The sequence below is a fragment of the Acaryochloris marina MBIC11017 genome, assembly GCF_000018105.1.
Taxonomy (GTDB): Bacteria; Cyanobacteriota; Cyanobacteriia; order Thermosynechococcales; family Thermosynechococcaceae; genus Acaryochloris; species Acaryochloris marina.
In genome coordinates this window covers 2,833,779-2,856,934 of sequence record NC_009925.1, presented here as the reverse complement: position 1 = coordinate 2,856,934, position 23,156 = coordinate 2,833,779, and the positions used below count along the sequence as shown (strand labels likewise).

13 protein-coding genes are annotated in these 23,156 nt (G+C 48.0%); 5 read left to right on the top strand and 8 right to left on the bottom strand.

Features of this window, described 5'->3' with window-relative positions; genetic code table 11:
- Nucleotides 1–110 precede the first annotated feature (110 nt).
- Together AM1_RS12755 and AM1_RS12750 are read right to left on the bottom strand one after the other, a co-directional pair.
- A complete protein-coding gene (locus tag AM1_RS12755) occupies nucleotides 111–1,850 on the bottom strand; it encodes a glycoside hydrolase family 9 protein (RefSeq protein ID WP_041659795.1) in 1,740 nt (579 codons plus the stop codon).
- Complete coding sequence (locus AM1_RS12750; RefSeq protein WP_238549243.1) at nucleotides 1,834–4,170, bottom strand: glycoside hydrolase family 2 protein; 2,337 nt, start codon at nucleotides 4,168–4,170, stop codon at nucleotides 1,834–1,836. Before AM1_RS12750 ends, AM1_RS12755 begins: the two co-directional genes overlap by 17 nt.
- 251 nt (nucleotides 4,171–4,421) lie before the next feature.
- Here AM1_RS12750 and AM1_RS12745 point away from each other — a divergent pair, with 251 nt between their 5' ends.
- Together AM1_RS12745 and AM1_RS12740 are read left to right on the top strand one after the other, a co-directional pair.
- The gene (locus tag AM1_RS12745) at nucleotides 4,422–5,519 is read left to right on the top strand and encodes a TRAP transporter substrate-binding protein (protein ID WP_012163258.1); all 1,098 of its coding nucleotides are present in this window, start codon (nucleotides 4,422–4,424) and stop codon (nucleotides 5,517–5,519) included.
- Between the two features lie 262 nt (nucleotides 5,520–5,781).
- Nucleotides 5,782–6,945 (top strand): NAD-dependent epimerase/dehydratase family protein, encoded by a 1,164-nt coding sequence (locus AM1_RS12740; protein ID WP_012163257.1) that lies wholly within the window; start codon nucleotides 5,782–5,784, stop codon nucleotides 6,943–6,945.
- Nucleotides 6,946–7,035: 90 nt separating this feature from the next.
- On the opposite strand, the gene AM1_RS12735 is transcribed toward AM1_RS12740, so the two are convergent.
- Together AM1_RS12735 and AM1_RS12730 are read right to left on the bottom strand one after the other, a co-directional pair.
- Nucleotides 7,036–7,779: a PEP-CTERM sorting domain-containing protein gene (locus AM1_RS12735; protein WP_012163256.1), complete on the bottom strand. Its 744-nt coding sequence runs from the start codon at nucleotides 7,777–7,779 to the stop codon at nucleotides 7,036–7,038.
- Nucleotides 7,780–7,891: 112 nt separating this feature from the next.
- A complete protein-coding gene (locus tag AM1_RS12730) occupies nucleotides 7,892–8,479 on the bottom strand; it encodes a hypothetical protein (RefSeq protein ID WP_041659793.1) in 588 nt (195 codons plus the stop codon).
- Between the two features lie 707 nt (nucleotides 8,480–9,186).
- Here AM1_RS12730 and AM1_RS12725 point away from each other — a divergent pair.
- Nucleotides 9,187–10,527, top strand: a complete 1,341-nt coding sequence (locus AM1_RS12725) for a GumC family protein (protein WP_012163253.1) — start codon at nucleotides 9,187–9,189, stop codon at nucleotides 10,525–10,527.
- On the opposite strand, the gene AM1_RS12720 is transcribed toward AM1_RS12725, so the two are convergent.
- A complete protein-coding gene (locus tag AM1_RS12720; protein WP_012163122.1) occupies nucleotides 10,453–11,457 on the bottom strand; it encodes an IS630 family transposase in 1,005 nt (334 codons plus the stop codon). The genes AM1_RS12725 and AM1_RS12720 overlap by 75 nt on opposite strands.
- Before the next feature lie 200 nt (nucleotides 11,458–11,657).
- Here AM1_RS12720 and AM1_RS12715 point away from each other — a divergent pair, with 200 nt between their 5' ends.
- Nucleotides 11,658–12,599, top strand: a complete 942-nt coding sequence (locus tag AM1_RS12715) for a CpsD/CapB family tyrosine-protein kinase (RefSeq protein ID WP_187152936.1) — start codon at nucleotides 11,658–11,660, stop codon at nucleotides 12,597–12,599.
- 134 nt (nucleotides 12,600–12,733) lie between these two features.
- Nucleotides 12,734–13,966: a glycosyltransferase family 2 protein gene (locus AM1_RS12710; protein WP_012163251.1), complete on the top strand. Its 1,233-nt coding sequence runs from the start codon at nucleotides 12,734–12,736 to the stop codon at nucleotides 13,964–13,966.
- A gap of 21 nt (nucleotides 13,967–13,987) precedes the next feature.
- Here AM1_RS12710 and smc read toward each other — a convergent pair whose 3' ends face one another.
- The 3 genes from smc to AM1_RS12695 form a co-directional block, all read right to left on the bottom strand.
- Nucleotides 13,988–17,650 carry a chromosome segregation protein SMC gene (gene smc, locus AM1_RS12705; protein WP_012163250.1) on the bottom strand — a complete coding sequence of 1,221 codons (3,663 nt, stop codon included), beginning with the start codon at nucleotides 17,648–17,650 and terminating at the stop codon, nucleotides 13,988–13,990.
- 182 nt (nucleotides 17,651–17,832) lie between these two features.
- Nucleotides 17,833–20,901, bottom strand: coding sequence for a zinc-dependent metalloprotease family protein (locus AM1_RS37585; RefSeq protein WP_012163249.1), 3,069 nt, complete (start codon nucleotides 20,899–20,901; stop codon nucleotides 17,833–17,835).
- A gap of 791 nt (nucleotides 20,902–21,692) precedes the next feature.
- The gene (locus AM1_RS12695; protein ID WP_012162310.1) at nucleotides 21,693–23,111 is read right to left on the bottom strand and encodes an IS4-like element ISAcma16 family transposase; all 1,419 of its coding nucleotides are present in this window, start codon (nucleotides 23,109–23,111) and stop codon (nucleotides 21,693–21,695) included.
- Nucleotides 23,112–23,156 lie beyond the last annotated feature (45 nt).

Sequence of the window (23,156 nt, the reverse complement as noted above, 5' to 3'; positions counted from 1 at the left end):
CTGCATTAGGCCCCCCCGACCCCCTTTTCTTGAATGCTGTAGGCTATATGCTGGGGGAAGAATGCTGTGTTATGGCCTTTGGCATTCAAGGAGTTGTTGCAAGAGTTCAGTTAAGACGTCTCCAACAGCATTCCTAAAAGAGTGATCAGGGGAGCGTTGTAGTCAATGGCATATTCATTGGTGGCATAGGACTTTTCGCTGTCGAGATAGCTGCGAATGCCTAACCCTTTGGGGGCAATATTATCCTGGGCTCCATCATTAGGCCCTCCGACCACTAAACCCGGAATGTTGATTTGCTTCGCTCTGGCAAAGAGGTGGTTCACCTTTGCCACAGGATGAGTACCCACCCCCGTGACAAAGGTTTGATCAAAGTGGTTGCGACCCATCATGTAGTGGAGCTGATCGAGAGCGGCTTCTTTATATTTCTGCTCTTGGGTGAGGTGATAGGCATGGACTAAGGTAATGCCTTCTTCGACTGTCATTTTGTTGGACCCCCAAATAAAGCGATGGTTGGCTAGCCGATAGCCACTTCCTTCGACCCGCCCCATAATTTGATCGGCACGGTCTAGAAGCTTTTGCTGAATTTGAGGTTTGAGCTGGTTGGGGTCCGCCTTGGCATAGAACAGATAATCGACCATGCCTAGAGTGGAGGCATCCTTCCACTCGTAGAGGTTAAAGGGCATCTGATCGAAATGGTCCACCAGATATTGCTCAAACTTTGAGTCTCCAGTGGTCAGAAATAATTCGGCGGCGGCCCAGTAGCGATCGTCAATGTCCGTTTTCAAACTGTCCTCGATGTCAATTTCAGATAGGAGATACTTACCAGAACCACTATCGTCGCCGTCAATCCAGCCTTCTTGCATTTGGTCTTGAGTCTGCAAATAGTCCCAGGCTAGCTGAGCGGCATCTAGGTAGGTTTTGGCCTGTTGGGGGTCCTTGTAAATCCGACCGGCCATGGCCATCACTGCGGCGAATTTCCCGGTTTCAGGGGTAGACACGCCGTACAGGTAGCGAGTTTGTTTGTCTTCATCGGGGGCTTTGCCAATGGGCCATTCCTTGCCTGAAAGCTTGCGATAGACCCCACCATCTTGGCGCTGCGTGGAGAGCAGCCAGTCTAGCCCGACTTTCATCTCATCTAGCAAGTCGGGGAGCTGGTTGCCACTTTCGGGAATATCTAACTGGTCGTCAGTAAAGTTTTGGGGATATTGCTCGTACAGACTGAATAAGCTGCCGATAGTGACCGTTGTGGTCGCCACGTATTTGCCGTAGTCCCCTGCATCGTGCCACCCTCCTTGGCTTTGCACTGTATCGCCCGCTTTGTGAAAGGCGTCATCATGGGCGATTACGGCATCTTTGAGATGACAGGGAGGGTGATAAATTCCGGTAATTGGATCAAAGATGGCGACGCCGCAGCGCTGTAAATAATAGGTGCGTAGGAGCTTGGTAAAGGTGTCTTGATAGATATCCTGGCCAATTTGGAAAGGGACTGATTTTAAGTCGCCCGCTTGCAGGTAGTATTCACCGGATCGTTTGAAGTTGGAAAAGTCTAGGGTTTGGATGCGATCGCGACTCTGTTCATCCAATTCAGCGGGCCCAGGCTGGATCGTAGCCACTGTTTTCCCCGATTGACGGTCAATGACGTTGGTTGTAATAGGTGCATTGTCTTCTGCATTGAGTAAAAAGGCCACCTTGTCCCAGTTAGCGCGATACCCAACTTGGTTGAGCACAATTTTAGGTGCAAAGTCCTCGGCGAGCTGCTGGCTACAGACCCACTTAGCCACCCCAATCGTTAAGGCGACTGAGGCGATAAAACAGATCAATAGCGTCCGTAACTTACGACGTCGACTCATTGGTTTGATCCCCCCGATCAATCACATCAAACACAAACTGGTTTTCTCCCAAGACCGTTCCTAGCCGATCCTTGAGGGTGGCGGTGACGGTGTAGCTACCCAAGTTCTGGGGCTGGAAAAAGATCTTATCTACAGGCTGACTGCTATCGGCAGCCAAATTAATCCGACTTTGACCGGATTTAAGGCGTTGTTGATTCTGGCGCAGGGCATAGGTAAAGATGGCCTCTGGATAGTCTTTCCACAAATCGTTGATGGCCCAGAGTTCCAGCTCTACCGTTTCTCCCAAGGTCCAGGTGAGTTGCGGCCACGCAATACTGGGTAAGACCGGCTGATAGGCCCATTTCAGGGCTTCATGGCCGGGCTTAGGCTGTCGCCAGTAATCGACAATGCCCCAGTTCATGGACGGCCAATCCTCCACAAACATAAATTGAAAAATGGATGAAACGGGCTGATAGCGCTGGCGACGATAGGCTTCGGCGGCAAACTGAATCAGTTGGGACTGGTACTGCTGGGTGTTGTCGATAAACTCCTGGGTGGTGTTGCCCATGGGCACCTTGGCAATGTTGAAGGTTTCATGGCGTTGAAAGTTGTGATAGAGCCACTTATCCCATTCCGCTTCTGTATCCGGCCATAGCTCGTCCTCCGTAAAGATGCGCCGCAGGGAATCTATATGGGGTAAAGCTTGAGCGCCAAATTCGGAAATAATCGCTTCTGTAGTTGGTTCTGCATATTTATACATCGTGTGGGAATACCAGCCCCACCAGGGATGCTCCCCGACGGTAGATACGGGATGGAGCAGACGGGTCGGGTCTTCTCCTTGGAGATTGGCAAACAGTTTGGCATCTAGCTCGCGATTTTGCTCTGGATTATAGGACTCGTACTTATACTTCATCCAGTCCGCATCCCAGGGTGGCTCATTATGCAGACTCCAGGCCAGAATCGACGGATGGTTGTAAAGGTAACCAATCATGTCCTTGGCTTGGCGGGTGGCTTCTTTGAGAAATTGGGGCGTATCTTCGTAGCCCCACTGCAAGGGGAAGTCTTGCCAGATAAATACGCCGTTGCGATCGCACAGTTCATAAAACTCCTTGCCGATCACATGGGCATGAACCCGCACCGTATTGATATTGACCGCTTTCATCAGGTCAATATCCGTCTGGTATTTGTCCGGCGTCATTTCACTCAGCCATTGGGTGGCAATGTAATTGGTGCCTCGCAAAAATAGGCGGCGACCATTCAGTCGCCAGATTTTTTCTGTCGGGTCAAACTGAATGGTGCGAAATCCAAACACATCAGAAGCCTTATCCAGGAGCCGATTGCCATCGGCTAACTGTACCGTGAGGCGATATAAATTGGGGTCTCCATGCTCCCAAGACCACCAGAGTTTCGGGTCATCTACGGGAACCTCTAGCTTTAGGTGATTGGCCCCTTGATGCAGGGTTCGCTGCACTTGAATGGGGCCAATCGGTACCCCTTCAAAGTTCTCTGGCTCTAACTTCATATGGGCATCTAGAGTGGTCTTGCCCAGCCCTGGAGAGTTGACCACCAGATCCACCTTGGCCGTTGCCTGTTGATGGTCGGTATCTAACTCCGGGGTGATTTGAAGTGTTTCAATGGCGACTTGATCCGAGACTTGCAAAAATACGGGTGCCCAAATACCCCCGGTGTTTTTCTCCTGGCCGCGATCGGTCCATGCCCCACCCGGACGGGTATCGTGGTGGCTAAAAATGCCTTTAATCAACCGTTTACGCAGGGACCAATCCTGGCCTTCAGGCTCCAAGGGGCTATTGACCCGGACTAATAATTCATTCTGACCTGTAAACATTAGGGCCTTAGACACATCAAAGGAAAAGGGCTGAAAATAGCCCTCGTGAAACCCTAAATATTGTCCGTTTAGCCAAACATCGGCGGTGTAGTCCACCCCCGAAAAAACGAGGCGGGTAATCTTTCGACGCCATCGATCGTTAGCGCGAAATTGATGGCGATACCAAACCACCCCCGATGCATCTTGCCCCTGTAGATACCAGTTGGAGGGCACGGTAATCTTTTGCCATTGTCCTTGCGGTAGGGGTGGGAGATCTGGGCCACTTGGCTGTAGCACTAGCTTGTCTGCCGGGGGCTGCGGATCGGCTTGAAACTCCCAGGTTCCCGCCAAGGACGTTTGATTGACCGTCTGGGTAACCGTCGGAGTCCAGTAAGCTTGGGCATGGAATAAGTGAGGATTGGCGATCAGTCTAGGATGCGTGGCAGTTAAGCATCCTAGGAACATTCCTATCGCAAAAAGAATTAAAAACGGTCGGTATCGTCGCCTTTTCGACATCTTGCTACCAGAGACAAGTCAATTTATGGCCCTAGAGTTCCCCTACCGTTGCATGAAGCGACAGTCTTGATTTACTCCTCTGCCTAAAAAATCAGGGAAATTGGGAAGGAATGGCAACATTCTGTTGCGTTTTCCAGCAGCGGATTCATTTATCGGTAGGATTGGAGGCGGTTATCTCTCGGAAGATTTGCCGAAAGTCCTCTGATAGCAGGCTTAGCGAGATGGCCCCTGTAGGGTTGAGGAGCGAACAGTTGAAACGACGCAATTTATTACGAAATTCGGCCGTGGGTGCGATCGCAACCACCACCCTCGCGGCCTGTCGGCGTTCCTCTACGACTAGCTCCGGTTCCCTACCCCGAGTCCGCTGGCGGATGGCCACCAGTTGGCAAGAATCCTTAGACACGATCTATGGCGGTGCCAAAACCATTAGCGATCGCGTCAATGCTATGACCGATGGTCGGTTTCAAATTCAGGTCTCACCGGGGGGCGAAATTGCCCCACCCTTAGAAGTTTTAGACACGGTTCGCTCCGGTAGTGTCCAATGTGGTCATACCGCTAGTTACTACTACATTGGTAAAAACCCCGCTCTGGGGTTTGCCACTGCCGTTCCCTTTGGCTTGACTGCCCAGCAGCAAAATGCCTGGCTCTATCATGGCGGTGGTCTGGAAGCCATGCAAAAAATTTATGCAGATTTTGGCGTCATTAACTTCCCGGCGGGTAACACGGGAGCGCAAATGGGCGGCTGGTTCAAACGCCAGATCAAAACGGCTAGCGATCTAAAAGGACTCAAAATGCGGATCCCTGGTTTAGGGGGTGAAGTGATGCGGCAGCTAGGAGTCAATGTGCAAGTCCTGCCCGGTGGCGATATTTTTCTGGCCTTAGAACGAAACACCATCGACGCCGCAGAATGGGTGGGACCCTATGATGACCAGAAACTCGGTTTACAAAAAGCCGCCAAATACTATTACTATCCCGGCTGGTGGGAACCTGGTCCTACCCTCGATGTCCTAGTCAATCGCCAAGCTTGGGATAAATTGCCCAAGGAATACCAAGAAATCTTCAAAACGGCGGCCTACGAAGCCAATATCAACATGTTGGCCGCCTATGATGCCTTAAACCGTGATGTTATCTCTCAGTTAGTGGCAGGGGGGACGCAACTCACTCGCTATAGCGACGATATCCTGCAAGCCGCCCAAAAAATCTCCTTTGAGATCTATGAGGAGAACGCGGCAAAAGAGGCTAGCTTTAAAGAGATCTACGAACCCTGGAAAGCCTTTCGCGAGAAGGTTTACCAGTGGAATAAGGTCAACGAGCTAAGCTTTGCCAATTTCATCATGCCTAAAGCCTAAAGTCCATGTGAGGTCTAGAAACTGAACCTTATTATTTGTAAGACTCACCTTATCCCAGCGGTTGGCCAAAATACGATCTGAGCATTGTCACAACCCCAAATCGTGATGGTCCCCGATTTGAGATATTCTTAAAGACTATGAAGCTGTTATAAACGGGTAGCGTATCTAACGGTTGCTGAAAAGGGTGTGTCGTTGACTGACCAGCAATTCTGAAGATTCAAATTCTCGTCTGTAATTGAGACATTCGGTTTAGGGACAAAGCATGAACATTGTAATATTGGGCGGTGATGGGTTCTGCGGCTGGCCAACTGCGCTACATCTATCCAAACTTGGCCATGATGTTGTCATTGTGGATAATTTATCCAGGCGCAACATTGATAATGAGTTGGAGACCAACTCGTTAACCCCCATTAGTCCGATTTCGATTCGCCTGAAAACCTGGCAAGACATAACAGGCAAGCATATTCAGTTCTATAACTTCGATATCGCGGCGGAATACGATCGGCTCTTAAATCTGTTTTGCACCTATCGCCCTGATGTGGTTGTGCATTTTGCTGAGCAACGGGCTGCACCGTATTCCATGAAGTCATCCCGGCAAAAGCGCTACACGGTTAATAACAATCTCAATGCGACCAATAACGTTTTAGCCGCCATCGTTGAATCTGGCCTGGATATCCATGTGGTTCACCTGGGCACCATGGGCGTTTATGGCTATGGTACTGCTGGCATGAAGATTCCTGAAGGCTATCTTGATGTTCAGGTGGTGATTGATACCGGTGAGGTGGTTGAAAAGCAAATCCTCTATCCTGCGGATCCGGGCAGTGTTTATCACATGACCAAAACCCAGGATCAGCTCTTCTTCTACTACTACAACAAGAATGACAAGATTCGAGTCACCGACTTGCACCAAGGTGTAGTCTGGGGAACGAATACAGAAGATACAAAGCAGGATGAACGCCTGATTAATCGCTTTGATTATGACGGTGATTATGGGACTGTCCTGAACCGATTTCTGATGCAGGCCGCCATTGGCCACCCCTTAACAGTGCATGGTACGGGCGGTCAGACCCGAGCATTTATTCATATTCAGGACACTGTTAAATGTATTCAACTAGCCGTTGAGAACCCCCCTGAAGCTGGAGAGCGGGTCAAAATATTTAACCAAATGACTGAAACCCACCGGGTGAGGGATTTGGCCAAGATTATTGCAGATATTACTGGGGCTAAGATTGACTACTTAGAAAATCCCAGAACAGAGGCAGCAGAAAACGAATTATTTGTTGAGAATAAGTGCTTTATGGATTTAGGTCTGCAACCGACGAAGTTAGATGTTGGCCTGATGAAAGAAGTAACTGAAATTGCAGCGAAGTATAAAGATCGGTGCGATCACTCCAAAATTCTATGTACGTCTAAGTGGCGTAAATAGGCAGATTCAATACTACCTAGCTGAATTTGAGCAAATAGCGACGGTCTTTTTAGGCCGTCGCTATTTGCTTAAGGAGTCAAGCTGGCGTCACTAGTCTTTTGATTTCTTTCTCCGTTTGTAGATGCCGAAGATAGCACCGCCAATCAGCAGTCCAGCCATTGTAGATGGCTCAGGTACTTTTTCTGGAGGCTTGGTGGGAGGCGGTGTTGGAGTGGGTGTCGGGGTAGGAGTAGGTGTGGGTGTCGGCGTTGGAGTAGGAGTGGGTGTCGGCGTTGGAGTAGGTGTGGGTGTCGGCGTTGGAGTAGGTGTTGGTGTTGGAGTGGGTTCTGGATCTCCACCTGTTGCGATCAAGGGAACAGCTGCTGCTGGTGCTAAAGCGGCTAGTACAGGAAAAGGAAAGCCACCCGGTGCAGCCCCCCCGGTTGGAGGTACGCCACCCAGACCGCATAATGCAGCATCTTCAAAAGCAGAAGGGCCACCAATTGCTGTGTCTCCAACAACACAGCAATCATCTATGACCGATTGAGCGACTAAGGATGATTCGGACGTGAACAAACCAGCATCATTTGCCGTGGCACGATTGTCAGCAATAAGAGTGGAGCCCAGTGTCAAGGTTTGGGATGGATTGGAGATCTCTGGATTAGACTGGGATGTCAAATTTGGATCAGACTCTTGGGTGCAATTACTAATAGCGTTGGGTATTGTTAGACTGCCCTCGGTTTCTGATTGATCAAAGTTGAGTTGCGCGGCGTGTAGGGGCAGTGTGTGCATAACACCCGCTAGGGTGATGGCGAGGCCAATCGTTTGAGATGGATGTTTATTAATGTTGTTCATTTGCGTTTACTCCCTATTTCCCCAGGATCAATCTGAAGAAGAGCTATAGCTGGATCAAGGGACGGACCTCGAAGGAGCCAGCTGTTGTTTGAGGTGTTGAGAAGGAGTGAGTTTACCATAAGGCTGGGATAGGTTGAGGAGGTTCAGCCGCGGGTTCCGGAGGTACGACCACTGGAGGCTGTTGTGTAAACTTAGAAATGCAGCATACTTTCGTGGCACTAATGCCTTCGTATTGAGTCACGCTTAAGCCTGTTCCAAGAGATAGCTTTAGCCGATTCACGGAATTGGCGGCAACGGTTGTTGTCAACGATGAACCGTCCGGTGCAACAATCGTAATCTGATTGCCTTGAATGTTAGAAATCGTTCCTTCAAAAATGCGAGCAATTCGAGGGGGACGGAGTTGGGTGAGTGTGCCGTTGGCATCCGCATTAAAGGCTACAAAGTCTCCTGGGCCTAAAGCCATGGAAGCGGTTAAATCACTGGAAACCGAGTATGTCTGATAACCCCCACTTAAATGTCTAATTTCCAGGGTGTTGAGGCCTGCTGACCGAACGATACCGTAATTTTGAGGAGCTTGTCCTACGGCAGTAGTCGGCGAAATAGACTCTGCAGAAGCTGCTGGGGTGATAACAATTGTTGGGCAAAGGGAGACAACACCAACCAAAACCGATAATCTGGCCACTCTCATTAATTTATCCATGAGTGCTCTCGCTTTTAGAAAATATAGGTTTTAGGATGCCCCCGCAAGTCCGTTTTGTGAAACAAGAAATGCTGTGATCTAAATTACACTCCATAAGGATAGCCAAAGAAAATAAAAGTGGCAACACAAGAGAAATCAAATGAAAAGATTCTTTTGAATAGGGAAATTTTAATATGAATCTTAGGGAAAAAGAAGTTAGATTCACTGAATAATTTATACCCTGCTGCCGCACTCAATAAAATATCTTGTCACAAAACTACTCTCAGAGTGTGAGGGACTTATGAGGTATGGGGTGGGATAAATTATAGAAGTTTAAATAAAATATTTTCTGCGAGAATTAAAATTTTTCATTATGGGCTCTTTGACTGAAGGCAAGGTGAAAAGTCTTGAGCCATAAGGCTTTTAGCAACTGTAGCTATTTTACGCTCTTGAAAATACCTCGTTATACTATTTATTAAGCAGCAAAGACAGTTCTGTCTCTCAAACGCAAGAGACCACGGGAGAGAACAGTACTGTCGAACTCATCAAAAAAATATTCTCTCCAGAAAGACTCTAATTGTTGATGTAATTTGGCGTGGAAACAGCAGATAAATCTTAAAATATGGTGTGCAAGAACCGACTCAGGCTCGTGAATTCATTCCCTAATCGATTTGCAAGTTAGTATTTTGATGTATGTAGGGTCCTGAGCCTTCTCCTTTGAGGTCACGATGAAATCTGAACTTGATGAACAATCCTTATCTTTGATGCAGGCTTATGAGCAGTCAGAGTATACGCCTCTAGGAAGTCCAGAGAATCATCAGTCTGCTGGTAAGCAAGGACTCAACGTTCGGCCCTTGTGGCGATTGATTCGTCGCAATATATTGCTGATTGGTGGGATTAACATCTTAGTGGCTGGGTTGACGATTTATTTAGTTCTGAGTCGCCCCTTAACCTATGAAGGGGAGTTTCAGCTGTTAGTGGAGCCAGTGACAGAAACGGGTCGATTGACCGATCCTTCTGTGTTGTCTCGTGATGGCAATATTCCCAATCAAGAAGGGCTAGACTACTCAACGCTAATTCGAGTCCTCAGAAGTCCTAAAGTCTTGGCGGGAATTTTGAAGCAAATTGAATCGAAATATCCAGTCAGCTACAACGAATTGCTGAAAGATATGAAGGTTGAGCGCATCGGTCAGGACGAGTTTGAGAAAACCAAGCTGATTCGAGTCAGTTATGAATCAGCCGATCGCGTCAAAATTATCTACGTGCTGGAACAATTGGCCAACGGCTATCTCAAATACAGTCTTGAAGATCGTAAAAGCCGTATTGGAGGTGGGGTGGCTTTTATTGAGCAACAACTACCAGAGCTGAGGCAACGGGTCAACAGTTTGGAAGGGCAGTTGCAAACCCTCCAACAGCAAGAGCGCATTAGCGATTTGGATAGTGAAGGGGTTGAATTAGCGAAGCAAGCGAGGGAACTAGAAACTCAGCGGTTAGAAACCCAACGGAATTTAAGAGCCCAGCAAAAACTGTATGCCAATTTGCAGAAACAGCTAGGGTTAGCACCCAATCAAGTGATTGCTGCATCGTCTCTCAGTGAAGATCCACGTTATCAAGAGTTGCTGAATCAGTTGAAGCAAATTGAGACTCAGTTGGCGCAAGAACGAGCTCGTTTTACAGATGCCAACCCGGTGGTTCAAGAATTACGAGAACGCCAAAGAAATCTGCAGGCTTTATTGAACCAGGAGACGCGTAAGCTTGTCAGCCAAAGTCGCGCTGGTTCGTCTGGTGCGAATGCTTTACCTCAGTTTCAAAATTCTATTCAACGCTCGTTAAGTCAGCAAATGATCGACACGTTGAATGAAATTCAAGTCTTAGAAATACGCAATCAGGCATCGGTCCAAGCGGCTGCTACAGTGGATGCGCAATTGCGCCGATTCCCTGCCGTAAAGCGTAAGTATGAGCAACTGAGTCGTCAGCTAGAAATTGATAAGTACCTATCCAAAATCAATTACATAATCTTTTCCGAAGCCCTTAAGGATTTTGTCGATGTACAGACTCAGGCTGCCTAAACACTTGTAGGCAGCAAATTCAATCCACTCATATTTCATAAAACGCCAGAAAATCTCAATCAAATTCAGATGCGGTGAATAGGTAGGTAGCCAGAAAATTTCGACATTCTTGGCTTTCCAGTCCTCAATTTTTTCTTCAATTTCAGCGTTTTTATGGACGCTGGCTTGATCCATCACCACAACCGTGTGTTGATCACAGGTCCTACTAAAATCATCGATACAGGCCACCACCACAGCACTGGTAATACTCTTGTCAAACACATAGGAAGTGAGGTCATTGTGCCGATTCATCAACCCCAACACGTTGAATCGACTGCTGCGTTGACTGGGAAGTCCTAGTGTTTCCCCTTTCTCCTGCCAAGCATAGGGGACATACGGCACTAAGCAAAACCCGCTTTCATCGAGATATCTCAGGTCCAGCTCACCTTTTTCCTCTTGGCGCTTCAAGACCTCTAACTGATGACGTTTGGTTTCATACTCCACTGGGTCTGGCTGGCCTGCAACGACCCGCCTGAGACGACGCCAGCTCATGGAACATGATTTGAGGATGCGCTTGAGGGTGGTTTTGCTCACCGCTATGTTCCAGGCTTCTTTGATCTTGGCCAACACAGCATTGAGGTTATGCGGAGTCATTTTTGCCCACGCTCGGATTTGCTCCTTCTGCACGTCATTCAACTTAGGTTTACGGCCCCGGCCTGGCTGATCATACAGACCCACTAAGCAGTGGTTGTCCCAATCATCTAACCAGGTATAAACCGTTTTTCGGGTGACGGCAAAGATGCTCATTAACTCTGTGACATTGAACCCTTCAAAACTCAACAGAATGCAATGGGCACGTTGACGGACTTGGTGGTGATAACTATGGCGATGAATCCGGCTGAGTAAATGGATGGTCTCTGGGCTCAATCCCTGAATAAAACGTTGTTTCATTGGGCTACAAGCTATTCGCTATCAACTGAACTGAAACCACTTATTATGATGTAAATATTTCTGGCTATCTACTTACTACAACTCTGAATCAGCTGTTATTAAAACGAGAAGCTTTAAAAGTTGAAGCTGCGCAAAGAGAAATCCCTTGGCAAATTCCGACGGAACCACAGCTCAGAACCGATGATGAGGGTAACTTGGTCTTGCCGGAGCAAAGTCGGACTAAAAAAATTGCCTTGGGTGTGATTGGTGGTTTTTTGCTAGGGTTAGGCGCTGCACTCTTGCGAGAGAAACACCGAGATGCCTTTTTTAGTATTGATGATTTAACGGATCAAACTCGGTTGCCCTTATTGGGGAGTTTACCGTTTAATCAAGCCATTGAAGCCATCGATAAGAACCCCAATGGTAGTGAGTTTGGGGAAGCCTCTGTGGCGAATCATCAAAACCAAGCCTTTTTGCAAGCAGCAGAGGCCCTGTATACCAAGATCCGGTTTTTGCCGATCGAACCCCCTGTACGGTCCTTGGTGATCAGCTCTGTGGCAGCTCGGGATGGCAAGACCACCGTGGCTCTCTATCTGGCCCAGTCTGCTGCCCGCATGGGACAACGGGTGTTGCTAGTAGATGCCAATATGGCGTTTCCCCAACTCCATACCCGCTTAGGTGTGCCCAATGCGGAGGGATTGAGTGATGTGATCGATCGCAACCTGGATCCGAATGAGTTGATTCAACGGGTGCCCTATCAGAAGAACCTGTCGTTGCTGACTGCGGGACAAACGGGGTCAAAGGCTAATAAGTCTTCGGCCTCCAATCAAATGAAGTATTTAATGGAACAACTCCAGAGTACGTTTGATTTAGTCATTTATGACACGCCCTATCTTCAGGGGCATGCAGATGCAAATTTCTTATCGATCAATGCGGATGGATTGTTAATGGTGGTGGGGATTGGTAAGACACAGCAGTCTAGTTTGATCAAAATGTTGAAAGATCTCCAGGCTTCGCGGTTGCCTATTTTGGGACTGGTTTCTAATTTTTCTGGAGAAGATGCAAGTGGCGGCTCTGAGGAAGAATATATTGATGATGACTATTTTGATGCAGAAGAATTAGAGGATGAGTTTGATATTTTCAGGGTCAGTCCTCGGCAGTAAGGTATGCCTTGGTTTGACGGGTGTTCAAGTCCTTGGCATAAGAGAAAATTAGGTTGAGCATCCAGGGAAAACTAGGGATAAGCCTTATCTGCAATAGCAGACTGGTTAGTCCTCATGCGTAAGGCGAAATTACTGTGTTGTTGAGTCGGTTGGTCTCTCTGTTTAGTAATATTTTGCTGTGGGGTAGTGCTGTACTCCTTGGCATTCCCAGTCTTGTCTTTTGTATTGAGTGTTTAGTTGGAGCTGCGACTATCCGGCATCAGGAGGTGGATGAGGAAGAGGTGATGTCTCCCCTCAGCCTCAATATTCTGGTGCCAGCTCATAATGAGGCGGATCATATTGGGGCAACTCTGGATGGATTGTTAGAGCAAGTTGCAGAGGCCTCTCAAATTATAGTTATTGCGGATAATTGTTCGGATCAGACAGCGACGATCGCGCGCTCCTGTGGGGTTACGGTTCTAGAGCGGGAGGATGCGAACTGTCCGGGCAAAGGATATGCCCTAGATTATGCAGTGAAGCATATACAGGCGAACCCTCCTGAGGTGGTTATCATTGTTGATGCTGATTGTCAGTTGATGCCAGGAACGATTACCCGATTGGCTCAGCAAGTGGTGCAGCAACAGTGCCCGATTCAGGCGACCTATCTGATGGATGTGGGAGCGGAAAGTGGTATCACCGATCGCATCTCTGTTTTTGCTATTAAGGTGCGGAATTGGGTGCGGTCGGTTGGGATTACCCAGCTGGGCTATCCCTGTGTTTTAGCAGGGTCGGGGATGGCCTTTCCCTGGACTATTTTGCAGCAGGCCCCGTTGGCGGGCAGTAAGTGTGTGGATGATATGCAGCTGACGATCGATCTTGCGATCGCAGGTCATACTCCAACCTACATAACCACGGGCCGAGTCACCGGACGGCTGATGCAAAACCAGGCGGCTCAAAGCCAGCGTTCTCGCTGGGAACATGGCCATCTAGAGGTGATTCTGACCCAGGTTCCTAAGCTGCTAAGGGAAGCATGGCACCAGAAACGACTGGATCTTGTGATGCTGGCTTTGGACTTATCGGTCCCGCCGTTATCCCTGCTAGTGTTGTTGTGGTTGTTAGCGTTCAGTCTTTCTAGCCTGTTCTGGATCCTAGGCCTCGTCTCGTGGCTCCCTCTCTTGGTGTTGACCTTGATGGGTAGTTGCCTCAGTCTTGCCTTAGGTGCAGCCTGGTTCAGTGTTGGACGAGAAGATTTGCCCGTCTCGACGCTCTTTGTTATTCCGGTCTATCTTCTGTGGAAATTGCCGATATACTTCAAGTTTTTTGTCCAGCCCCAAACGCGCTGGCTGAAAACGGAACGAGATATTGAACCAGAAGCATCGAAGCAATAGGCGTCTAGAATAAATGCTAATTTATGAGGCTTCTACAGGGGTAGCAGGTTCGGTCACCGTCGGGCGTAGTTGCATACCAATCACTTGAGTATGGGTGCCGCGAGCCTGGGTGACGCCAATGGTGCGATCGGAAGCTTCAATCATGGGACGACGGAGGCTGACCACAATAAATTGGGCCTGCTTGGCCTGTTTCTGAATCATTTTGGACAGACGTTCTACGTTGGCCCCATCTAGAAACATATCGACTTCATCAAAGGCATAAAAGGGAGACGGCCGATAGCGCTGCAGAGCAAAAATAAAGCTCAGAGCGGTCAGAGATTTCTCGCCCCCGGACATAGAGGCTAAGCGCTGGACGGGCTTGCCTTTGGGGTGGGCCACGAGATTGAGGCCGCCCTGGAAGGGATCTTCGGGGTTGTCTAGCTGTAAATGCCCATCTCCATCGGAGAGTTCAGCGAAGATACTCTGGAAATTGACGTCAATGGCATCGTAGGCTTCGCGAAAGGATTGATAGCGTAAGGTACGGAAGTTCTCAATGCGCAGCAGGAGTTCCGTGCGCTCAGATTCTAGGGTGGTCAGTTTTTCGGTTAACTCAACCAGGCGTTCTTGGGTCCGCTCATACTCTTCGATGGCCAGCATATTTACTGGCTCCATGGCCTGGAGGCGCTTTTGCAGCTTTTGCAATTCCTCGCGCAGCTGCTCTAGGGTTAGGTCCTCAGGAATTTCCGGTAAGGGATCGGGGAGTTCTGTTGCTTTGGCTTGCAGCTGGGTTTGTAGCTGCTGAATGAGGTCTTGGTGCTCTTGCTGTTTATCCTGGGTTTTTTGAATTTGCCAGAGGAGTTGCTGATGGGCAGCGGTGCGCTCTTGTAAGTGTTTTTCGACGCGATCGCGCTCCTGTTTCTCACTCCCTAAGCGCTCTTCTAATTTGGCTAACTCGGTGCGCAAAGTGGCGATGGTGGCTTCAATTTGCTGCTGCTGGTCCTGATTTTCGGCTTTTTGAGTAGCCTGGGTTTCAGTTTGGGTCTGTAGGGTTTGCAACGTTACTTCCGCCTGCTCTTGTTTCTCTTGCAGACGCTCTTGCTGGCTGGTTAGCTCTTGAATGTGTTGTTGGACCTCGCGCAGGGCCTGTTCGCGTCCAGCCACAATGGATTCTTGGCCCTGAATCTGGTTTTGCAGGGTTTTCCATTCGCCATGGGTTTGGGACTGCTCCAGCTCTTCTAAAGCTTCCCGCAGCTGTTCTAATTCAGTTTCTTGTTGGGGGAGATCAGTTTGTAGGGTCTGGAGGCGATCTTGTGCACCCTTGAGGTCCGAGCCGTAGGTTTGTCGCTGTTTTTCCAGATGGGCTTGGCGATCCGCCAATACCTTGAGTTCTTTTTGCAACTGCTCGGTTTTGAGCTGAGCTTCACGATGCTGTTGCCGTAAGCCACTCAGCTCTTGATGTTTGCTGGCTAACTTAGCTTGAGTCTGCTCGATTTTGTTTTCAATGGGCTGGAGTAGGGTGGCAATTTCCGACAAGCGCTGTTTCAAAGCCATAATGGCGGCTGATTCTCCTGCTTCGCCGGTCCCAAAATGGAGGGTGTTATGGCGATTGCGGCTGCCGCCCGTCATGGCTCCAGTGGGTTCGAGCAGTTCGCCATCTAAGGTGACCATGCGGTATTTGCCGATATGGCGACGGGCATCACTTAGGGTTTTGAAGACGACGGTATTGCCAAACACATAGGCAAAAATCGGCTCATAGATGGGGTCAAAGTCGATCAGTTCAATGGCAAAATCGATGGCTCCCGAGGCGGTTAACGACGGCAGTCCCTTCGGAGGCCGCATTTTATTCAGGGGTAAGAAGGTAGCTCGCCCACCCCGCTCCCGCTTTAACAGTTCAATTCCGGCGGAGGCAACAGCGTCATCATCGACCACTAAGCAGCCGAGGCGACCGCCTGCTGCGACTTCTAAGGCGGTTTGATAATGAGAATCCACTTGCCCCAGTTGGGCTACTAAACCGTGGACCCCTGCTAACTTAGCCTTGCGAATAATATGGGTGGCATGGGTGCCCTGGACTTCTTGCTGAGCCTGTTCTTGAGCTTCTAGCTTATCAAGCTGACGCTGTTTCTCCTGTTGTTCCCGCAGCAGCCGATTTTGAGTTTCTTGTTGGGTATTGATGTCGTGATCGATTTCTGCGATCGCACCGGCACAATCTTGCACCTGCTCTTGCCGTTGCAAGACCTCAGCTTCTGCTGTTTCTAGCTGTACTTGGGTTTCCGTCACCTCTTGGGCGATTTGCTCTACCGATTGCTGCTGCAGATCGCTTTGGCGGTCTAACTGCTGGACCCGCTCTTGCAGTTGAGCCTGTTCGGCCCGCTGGGGTTCCAAGGCTTGCAGCACCGTTTTAATTTGCTGATTCAGGTGGGACTGCTGTTCGATCCAGGCATCGGCGGATTGGGCAATGGCTTGAGCCTGCTGTCGGGTGGTATCCAGAGCTTCCTGGGCCTGATTACGAGCTTGGGTTAATCGAGGAATTTCTGTGGTTTCCAAGGTTTGTCGCTGTTCCCCAACCTGCTGAATCTCGGCCTGGAGCGTTTGCAGTTGCTGTTGTGTATTTTGGATGGATTGGGCAATTTGCTCTTGGGATTGTTCTAGCTCCCCCTGTTGGCGCTGAAGCTGCTTGAGTTCGGCTTCCTGAGTGGCAATTTGAGCTTGGAGGGCGAGATGTTCTTCTTCCCCTAACGCTTTGACTTGGGCATTGAGGGTTTCCAGCTTCTGGGAGATTTCTTCTAGTTCTGTGGCGAGGGTGGTTGCTTCGATCTCCAGCTTGGCTTGGGTTTGCTGTTCTGTGGCCAGCTGTTTTTGCTTCTTGTCAATCTGAGCTTGTAAGTCGCGCCAGGCCAATACCCCTTCCCAGGCCGCTTTCGATTGCAGTTCGGTGCGCAGTTTCTGGTACTTTTCGGCTTTGATGCGATCGCGGGCGAGTCTTTCGCACTGATCATTCAGTTCCTGCTCAACGATGCGAGAACGCTCTTCCTGCTCCTTAACCGCATCTAGTTTGTCTTTGGCCTGATTAATGCGCCGATCAAAGTTTGCTACCCCGGCCAGCTCATCAATAATTTCTCGCCGCTGGCGGGCATTCATGGAAATAATGCTGGTGACGTCCCCCTGGAGAACGACGTTATAGCCCTCGGGATAAATCCGACGGCGATTGAGCTGCTCATGGAGCTGGGTGAGGGTACAGGACTCACCATTGATGGCATAGGAGGATGTATAAGTGCCTTGTTTGGTCACCCGTAGCTTCCGGGTTACCTGCCATTCATTGGGAGCAAGATTGGTTTCCGTATCCGGTTTTGGTATCACTGATACGGTGCTGGTATCGGTGTGTCGTTCCGCTTCTTCTGCCTCAGCGGCTTCTGCTGCTGCTAACTCTTCCAGCTCTTGGGGGGAGAGTTCAAACGTGACTGTGACTCGGGTTTCTGAGATCGCATGTCCCCGCTTAATTTGGGCATGATTCACCAAATCAGGCAGACGCTCAGCCCGCATCCCTCTTGATCCCGCTAGTCCCAACGCAAATAATAAGGCATCCAATAAGTTGGATTTACCCGATCCATTTGGCCCACTGACGACTGTAAATCCTGGCAATAGAGGAATGGCAGTGGTGCTACCAAAGGATTTGAAGTGAGAAAGCTCTAGCTGTTTTACGTACACAAATTACTTTGGTCGAACTAATGTGGCGAACTTCTAGGGAAAGCTAATTCCAAGACAAGATAATTAGAATTGCCAACAGGGTAGCACGACTGTTACAAGTTGCCAGATTGACTCTTTAGAAATTTGCGTTTCTTAGTACTTAATGATGTAAGGATTGTCAACCCACTGGAAAATAGCTCACCTTAGAGCACCAGTTGAATATCTTGATGAAACAGCTCAGGCTTTGAGCTAAAAGTGGCAATATGGATAGAAGCGATGCTATCTATACCGTCAGCATCATAGCGTAAATATCCTGACAGTTGATCATACAGAAAACGTTGCTGATGAGTGGTTGCGCCAACCCCTAATCCAAATTGTTCACTCGCTAAATGTATATCACCCCCAACATCCCAGCCCAAATCTGTAGCAGAAATCTGAATCAAATCTTTACCAGGTATAAAGTTAGTAATCGTATCAATACCATCCGTGATATTCAGCAAAATAAATGGATTTGAGCTGTCCTCTTGTATTAGAAAATCATTCCTAGCACTCCCCACCAGCATCTGATTACTAGGTCCACCTAACAACAAATCATTGTGTCTTAAATTAGAAGCGGGAGCAGCTTGCTCAATTCTCTGGTCACCATTTAGATCTTGCAGGAAAGTGGTCTCTAAGTTGGTGAGTTCTGTTTGACTGATACTTTGAGAGCTCTGATATGTACCCTTCGCATCTACCCGCCAGCTTAAATAGCGGCCATCAACATTTTTCCACAGTAGTTGAAAGCCTTGCCCTAATTTTTCTACACCAATCGCAGACCATCCAGAGAAGGTGTTTTCGCTGACCACATTTCCATTCAACCGGACAAACTGAGCCATTTCTCCTTGTCCTTGAATTTGATACCCAACCGCTGTCGTGAGTAATGAGGCAGTCCCCACTGCTTCTATCGCAGTTGAAGCCCACCCCATCTGTGTATCGCCATTTAGATCTTGCAGGAAAGTGGTCTCTAAGTTGGTGAGTTCTGTTTGACTGATACTTTGAGAGCTCTGATATGTACCCTTCGCATCTACCCGCCAGCTTAAATAGCGGCCATCAATATTTTTCCACAGTAGTTGAAAGCCTTGCCCTAATTTTTCTACACCAATCGCAGACCATCCAGAGAAGGTGTTTTCGCTGACCACATTTCCATTCAACCGGACAAACTGAGCCGTTTCTCCTTGCCCTTGAATTTGATACCCAACCGCTGTCGTGAGTAATGAGGCAGTCCCCACTGCTTCTATCGCAGTTGAAGCCCACCCCACCTGTGTATCGCCATTTAGATCTTGCAGGAAAGTGGTCTCTAAGTTGGTGAGTTCTGTTTGACTGATACTTTGAGAGCTTTGATATGTACCCTTCGCATCTACCCGCCAGTCTAAATAGCGGCCATCAACATTTTTCCACAGTAGTTGAAAGCCTTGCCCTAATTTTTCTACACCAATCGCAGACCATCCAGAGAAGGTGTTTTCGCTGACCACATTTCCATTCAACCGAACAAACTGAGCCGTTTCTCCTTGCCCTTGAATTTGATACCCAACCGCTGTCGTGAGTAATGAGGCAGTCCCTGACCCTTCAATGACTCTCGAATCAAGTGATTCAACACTTCCAAGGATGGAATACTGGCCCAAACTGCCATAATCAGAATAGCCTTGTGATCCACTGACTAAGGGATTATCTTTGCCCACACCATCAATGCGGATAAAGTAAGTTCCTGCAGTCAAGGACAAGTCTAAACTTGCGGTTAATAGATTGCTCGGGTTAGAAGATGCTAACAACGTGCCATTGGAGTTGTATAGTCCTGCCCAGATATCGAGGTTAGCGCCTTGAGCATCTAAATATTCAGTGGCATAGCCACCGCTACCATTCCCAACGAAGGCTTTGGATGTAGGAGTAATTGTAAAGGAAACGTCGCCTGTTCCTATCGTGAAGGAAAAATAGTCAACATCTGTATTCCTTTCGATAGTGCCGAATGCACTCATTTGACCGGCATTATTTAGGGATAATGCTGAAGCATTACCTTGGCTATTACCATGGTCATCGGATCGGTAACCAAAACCATTCCTAGTGGTGATCAGAGCAAGATCGTCTTCTTTATTACTGGCGTTGTAGTAATCTCCCTTACTCCATTGTGTGAGGCTTTCCTGAAAAGGCGCACCCATAATGCTTCCCCAGCTGGTGGCACCATTCCCATGGCCAGGGTGGTAGTCAGTCTGACCGCTGATACCATCATGGCTGAGGTATAAGCTATGCCCTACCTCATGACTGGCAGTGACGGCAGCAGCTCTAGCTCCTTTATTAAAGACAAAAACAGGCTGGTCTACATTCCGGTTGAAACTTCCAATATAGGCTACTCCTCCGGCTCCGGCGGCTATGGCACTGCCATCTAGATCGTTACGATTGTCAGTGAATAGAACGCGAACGCCCCATTGACGGTCGCTGCTACTGGTTTTGCTTAAGGCTGCAGCACCTGGATCTTGGGTCGTGACGTTGACATTGAAAGGGGCAAAATCTTCAGCAACTTGCTGCCAAATAGACTGAATTTCTAATAATTCACTCGTACTAAAGGATGAACTATTTCCATCTCGATCATACGCTGAGGATCGGATGGTACCTCCATTATTCCACCATGTACCGGATGTCGTATGTCCGTCAAAGTCTAAATAAATGGTGTGTTGTGCATTAGGATTGCTGTGGAGCCGAAACGTGTTGCCAACAGCTAAAGAAGAAGATGGAGCGTTACTAGCTGAAGTGCCAGCCGTATTCCATACAGGGAAATCTCCCTCTAATCCATGGGTATGTGAAGTACTGCCATGATAGTGGTTGTGTCCACTGGATGCAGGATTGTTGTCTTGCTGGTTTGGCTGGGCCTGGTTTGAAGAACATGCGCATCCGACTTGACCACATTTGGAACAGCTTGCTTGTTGCTTGGTAGGGGTCAGGAGAGAGGTCAGATTTGGAGATAGAGAAAATGTCTTACTGCTCAGATACTGTTCAAAACGATATTGTTCAACGCTATCGCCTTGCTGAAAGCTGACTCCTTCAGTTGATAAAGATTCTAATGCTTCAATAGAAAATTGTGATGGTTTTATGCCAGCTTTAGAGAGATGGTTATCTTCTTTTCTGTTGTTTGAAGCAGCCGCTGTATTGCTAGATGAAAATTTAATATCAGAGTTTTTATCATGATCCAGATCTGAACTTATAACATCACTAGATTGTTGGAGATTAGCTGGATTGGTCATTACGCTGGATGTTATATGAGATATTAAAAGCTAGCAAAGATATCTTATAGATTTACTGCTTGCAATAATTGGATTTTTGAATTTATAAATGTCGTGTTAATGGATTCATTTATTTATAAATGAATCAGTAAATCTTTCCCAGATGTTGTGTGTTTGATGATGAGACTTTCATAAAAATGAGTGATCTGGACATACGAATTTCTATTGATATAGAAGGCCATATATCAATACTGGCATTGCCGTGTATGAATTAACGTCATTAAACTTCATCTAATGTATAACTTGATTAGAAGAGAGATAATGAAGCTTTATTTGTTCTGATTTAATTTCTTTTGCTTTTGTTTTTAGCCTGATTAAAAAATAAAATAGTGATAAAAGTGAGTTCTGGCTATGGAAAAGCTTTGACGGTTAGCTTAGTCTATCGATTGATATCTGATTTATTGATTTATCATTGAGTGTTTAGATTTTTTATTGCGAGAAAATACGGAATATTTATTTTGTGGGGAATTCTATAACTAGCGTAGCTACTTCAGAAATATGGCTACCTCAGTAAATACTCTGATATTTATAATCTGAAAATAAAATAACGATGGATTCCCTCAGTGTTTTCCGATCAAATAAAGTATTGTATCTATGGAATCCGAAAAAATTTTCATATCTGTTTTGCTGCTCAAACTAACTTCTAAAGTTATCCTCAGTGTTTTTATCTACATAATTGTCTGTAAAATAGCGTTGTAGATTCAGCGTTGAGAGATTGAACGATGCAATCAATGGCACTGACTTAAGCTCAATCAAACAGCTAGCTTAGCTTTGAGAGCAGAGCGAGGTTGTCGCATTCGCGGGAAAGATTTGGGTCTGCGTTTGACGACTCTCGGTTCGTGCCGATTCGGTCGAGAGGGTAATAGATCGGCTGCCATGGTCTCAAGTAGATGAGTAAACAACCGCTTTCTGGTCGCACGGTTGGCTGTCGCCAACAAAGCAAGCATCTGATTGAAGTGTTGTCGTGCTCCTTGCACAGACAGTTGAGTTCTAGCATTATCTGCTAGCGGTGCCGCAAGTTCCATGAGACTTCTGAGTAGGTTATAGCCCAACAAATGTACCCAAATGTCCTTGCGCACCATATCCGGAGTTTTGGCACTGAGCATCTCCATTTTTAAGGTGGTTTTGAGATGGCGCAGATTGACTTCCGCCACTGGCCAACGCCAGCCATACAAGCGAGTCAGTTGCCCAGCGCTGTAGCGTTGAGCATCCAGCAGCGTCGTCACCACAATAATGTGCTGGTCGCGAAAGCCCTTAAGGGATAAGCGCAAACACACCTCTCTAACGACCAATGTTTGAGGAATCAGGGCAAAATCTTGCTCACTCATGTGCTCAGGCCGTTGGGCTGGCTTATGCCATGTCACCTGATGATCACCAATGCCATGCTTGTTGCCTTTGCGGAAATCAGTCTTGCGAGCATGATGTTTACGCAACACTCCATCAGCCCTGTGTTGTTGAATGATGGCTAGATCAACATAGCTGCCATAAGCTTGGTCCGCCATGACCACATCACCGACCTCAAGGTCTTGATAGAGCAAACGACTCATGACAATTTCACTGGTGTCCCAGGAGGCAATACAAGCTGACGCCACTGCACCGGTAACCAAACAGAAGAACACTACCAAGCGAGCGATGGGAAAACCACAGCCTGCTGTTTGATTGCCATGTTGTGGATATGATGCTTGGTTGGCCGCACTATCAGCCATCAACACGGTGGTTCCGTCGTAGACCTTGACGGGCCGACCACACCAGAGGTGCTCTGGGGAGAGGGGTTGCGCTAAGCACTCAGCGCTTTCGGGAATTAAACGTTGCAACAGTGACTCTGGAAAGCGACTTCTGGCTTTGCTGTAGGCTCCGGTATCAGATGAGGGCGGTTGGATGCCAGCCGCTGTGAGCCAAGTCGTGATGCATTTGACTGTGTTACGAAGGCTTTTATCGGCTGATAGCACTTGGTAAAGCATGGCCCACAGCGTAACGATGGGGCTATATATCCGGTTGCGATAGGAGAATGCTTCTTCTTTCAGGAGTTCCTCTAACCTTGAGGCTGGAAGGATATCTGTCCACGGTAAACCCAGGCTTTGGGAAAATTGCTGCTTGAGAATTTCGGCTGACTCAGACATAGTGAAAGGCAGAAGTTTATGGCGTGCAAGTCTTGATCCTATATCTATCAAGACTTGTAGCCTTTTCCTGACTTCTTAAGTCAGTGCCATTGAACG